Annotated in this window: 3 protein-coding genes and 1 pseudogene; 3 read left to right on the top strand and 1 reads right to left on the bottom strand. The window is 46.1% G+C overall.

What is annotated here, in order from left to right:
• Positions 1-392 precede the first annotated feature (392 nt).
• Positions 393-944, top strand: coding sequence for a GNAT family N-acetyltransferase (locus tag H6F68_RS05190; RefSeq protein WP_190557035.1), 552 nt, complete (start codon positions 393-395; stop codon positions 942-944).
• Between the two features lie 167 nt (positions 945-1,111).
• Here the strand turns inward: H6F68_RS05190 and H6F68_RS05185 are convergent.
• Positions 1,112-1,270: pseudogene (locus H6F68_RS05185) on the bottom strand (tyrosine-type recombinase/integrase); the annotation flags it as partial.
• Between H6F68_RS05185 and H6F68_RS28395 the strand changes: the two are divergent.
• Complete coding sequence (locus H6F68_RS28395; RefSeq protein ID WP_199299915.1) at positions 1,244-1,384, top strand: hypothetical protein; 141 nt, start codon at positions 1,244-1,246, stop codon at positions 1,382-1,384. The pseudogene H6F68_RS05185 and the gene H6F68_RS28395 overlap by 27 nt on opposite strands.
• A gap of 453 nt (positions 1,385-1,837) precedes the next feature.
• Complete coding sequence (locus tag H6F68_RS05180; RefSeq protein WP_190557033.1) at positions 1,838-2,287, top strand: hemerythrin domain-containing protein; 450 nt, start codon at positions 1,838-1,840, stop codon at positions 2,285-2,287.
• The last annotated feature ends 927 nt before the right edge of the window (positions 2,288-3,214 follow it).

The following is a 3,214-nucleotide window of genomic DNA, read 5'->3' as shown; positions in this document are numbered from 1 at the left end:
AATCTTTTGCCGTGGTGAAGTATCTATTTGAGCTGGTCACGCATCAGCAGTGGTTTACGTTTGAGAAGGCCTTCATGTATGGTTAGCCCCACATCCTATTTAGGATTGCTATATGTTAATCAGACACCAGGAGCATTGTGGCATCGCGATATTCACAGAACCCAAGGTTCAGGAAACCGCAATCAACCCTTCTACTTCTTGAGCGTCAGATATTAGGCGATCGCTTTGGAGCGTTGGGGAAGTGATGAGGTTGAACGGTTCTATTTGGGAGGCTTGACATCACTAACTCATAGTCCTGTGAACTCGGCTTGTGAGGCAGTTTCAGGCTAAAAGGTAGGGGCGGGTGATGGGCAACGTTAGGCGGCTTTCACAAGAGCAGAAGGATCACACTAATGCAGAGTCAGAACCTACATTTCGAGCCACTCACTGATGTCCATGCCGACGAACTCTTTTCTATTTTGACCACGCCCTCCGTCCTTGCCTTTATCGATCCAAATGGAAATCCACCGACTATAGAGGAGTTGAGGACAGAGTACGCTGCCCGTTCTCACGGCCCTGTGGTTTTGGCAACGCCGACTGAGCAATGGTTTACCATGGCAATCCGGTTAAAAACTCCTCCCTCTCCAGTGATTGGTCGGCTGGAGGCGACAGGATACGGAGAATGGGGTGAGGTGGCCTATTTGTTAGGTGAAGCTTGGTGGGGAAAGGGATTGGCATTCGAGGCGATGCTCTGGTGGCACGATTACCTGGCTGCTGTTGCACCAGGAACCGCATGGTGGGCCACTGTACATCCAAGGAATCAGCGGAGCATTCGGCTCTTGAAACGTCTTGGATACAAGGAAGTGGACGCAAATCAGCGTCCAAAACTTTATTCTTACGATGTAGGAGATTGCTGCTTTGTCCAATCCGCCCAGACAAAGGAGAATAAGGAGACTACTATCTAACAATCTGCTTGCCCACCGACCATATCGGATTGGTTGATTGAGTCTGAAAATCTAAGCGAGCGGTGAAGCGGGTCGTTACCACCCCCTTGATTGCCGAAAATGCCTCAATTCGGCAATGTTTTTGTGCAGATTAAGCTTGCTTAGATTTACACATCACGAACTAGGGGTCATGAATCAAGAGGGCTTTTTACGCCTCGTCCGCCTCGATTGAGAACGTGAGTGTAAATCATCGTTGTCTTCACATCCTTATGCCCCAAAAGCTCCTGAACGGTCCGAATATCATACCCATCCTGCAACAAATGGGTCGCAAAACTGTGGCGAAACGTGCGACGGCGGCAGCGCAGCCCGCTGCGCGGGTCGAGCGGGATGCCGATCGAGGGAAAGACGTACCGTCAGCCCCACTCTCGCCCAGCATTGGGATATTTCCGTTCAAGGCGTAAGGCAGATACACCAAGCCTTGCTCAATTAAGTCACAGGCTGACATTAAGACCGAAGGGGCGTAGCCAATTACCAGGATGCAGCCTACCGGAAGTTGTTCTAGGGATAGCGACAGGATGAGCGAAACAGCTACTTTGTTATGGAAACTTCAGGAGGTTAAAAAGATGCACAACCAGTGCCCGACTATCAGCCCAGATTGCGCAATGAGGCACAGCAGTCCGAATGGGTGCTGTTGAGCGCAGCCGAGCCGCAAGCGTGTGAGGTGTATCGAAGTGATACTCCGTCTGCTTGCAGCGGAGACGTTCATTTATGTCTTTGTGCTTAGGTATTTTCGGTCTGCCACACCTAAATTGAGGAAGCAAGAAGCAGTCGACTACCAAGTTCAACTTGTTATAGCAACGAAGAAATCTTTTAGTAGTCTAGCAAAGCAATGTCAGAAAAGGAGTAAAGACGAAATGGACGGTATTGAAACGTTAGAAAAGGATCATGCCAGGATTAGAAGCCTCTTTTCAAATATTGAGAATACTGATGACCCCCAAGAGTTAGAGGATAATTTTGAGAAACTCGGCAACATTCTAACTATACATGCTGAAGCCGAAGAGCAAGTCCTGTACCCAGAAGCAAGCAATTGTGAAGGTACTCAGGAACTGATTGATAAAGGTCACCAAGAGCATGACAAAGGCGACCAAATGGTTCTGGAAATTAAATCTATAAGCCCTAACGAATCATCTAAATTCAAAGAAAAAGTTAGGGGACTACAAGAGTTTATGCTGAATCATTTGGATGAAGAAGAGAACAGTCTCTTTCCTAAAGTACGCCAGTGTATGAGTGATAAAAAACTGGAGGAACTTGGTACTGAGATTAAGCAGACTAAAGCTGAGGTTGCGCACGAAGTAGTAGATTAATTATTGACGGTTGTGCCAGCAAGCAGCAAGTAATAAAGTTACTAGATTAACAGGTTACGAGTTAATCTATAGCAATACTAGATGAGACGTGGGGCAAACGTGACTTAATACAAGATATTGAGCTTGATAGTTCTCACAACTCAGAGCGGATTGCTATAGTAGCTTGTGTTCTGTCGATAGTTGCCGATTGTTTTGTTAACTAATTTGGTTCAAACTTGGGTGCTTTGCACAACCCCTCAAGCAGGTATAGGCGTTCTCGTAACTTTTAGACTAAAACCAACGTTAGGGAATTGTAGCAAGCCAACTTATCAAGTTTGATTCAGTCCATTTGCGCTAACGCTACAAAACTGCTTACTTCTGGACAAGTACGCCATAGGACAAAGCACTCAAGCTCGGGAGTATGTCTCCCTTTTGAAGAAAAAAACCAAACCCCCGAAATGCGTTGTCCTATTGACACGGATTTACTAGCTTTTGAATTTCTTTGGAAAAAGATGACATGCTCCCACAGGATACGTGTAAAAACCTGCAGGATAGGGTTCAATTGCTTAGTAGACAAGCATCTCAACTTTTGACCCCTTGAAGCAAACCTCTAAAAGCTTGCAGTAGTACAGGTTTGGCCTACTTTTGAACTAAGTATTACTCGAAAATCACTAGTACATGCCTCATTTCGGAGCTTCTTGGGAGGCTGAAAACCTATTTTTTCGTTGAATAGTTGTAGCTTCCCGCAATTACTCAAGTTTTTTTGGCGAATGGCTGGAACATTTACGTACCGGTTGTTTAAGGCTCATCTTGCAGGTTTTTACATGTATCCTGTCGTGCAACTCGTTCCTGCCCAAGTCAAGCCCCTCCACAAGGTTTGAAATAAAGCAGGGTCAGGGGTAGAACCTTGATAACTCAACTTCTGTATGGTGCGTCCAATCTGGACAA

The sequence above is a fragment of the Trichocoleus sp. FACHB-262 genome (assembly GCF_014696035.1).
In the GTDB taxonomy this organism is placed as follows: domain Bacteria; phylum Cyanobacteriota; class Cyanobacteriia; order FACHB-46; family FACHB-46; genus Trichocoleus.
This window is presented reverse-complemented; position numbering and strand designations above follow the sequence as displayed.

Coding starts and splice junctions, on each gene's coding strand:
- H6F68_RS05190 (WP_190557035.1), top strand. CDS start 393: ATGCAGAGTCAGAACCTACATTTCGAGCCACTCACTGATGTCCATGCC.
- H6F68_RS28395 (WP_199299915.1), top strand. CDS start 1,244: ATGGGTCGCAAAACTGTGGCGAAACGTGCGACGGCGGCAGCGCAGCCC.
- H6F68_RS05180 (WP_190557033.1), top strand. CDS start 1,838: ATGGACGGTATTGAAACGTTAGAAAAGGATCATGCCAGGATTAGAAGC.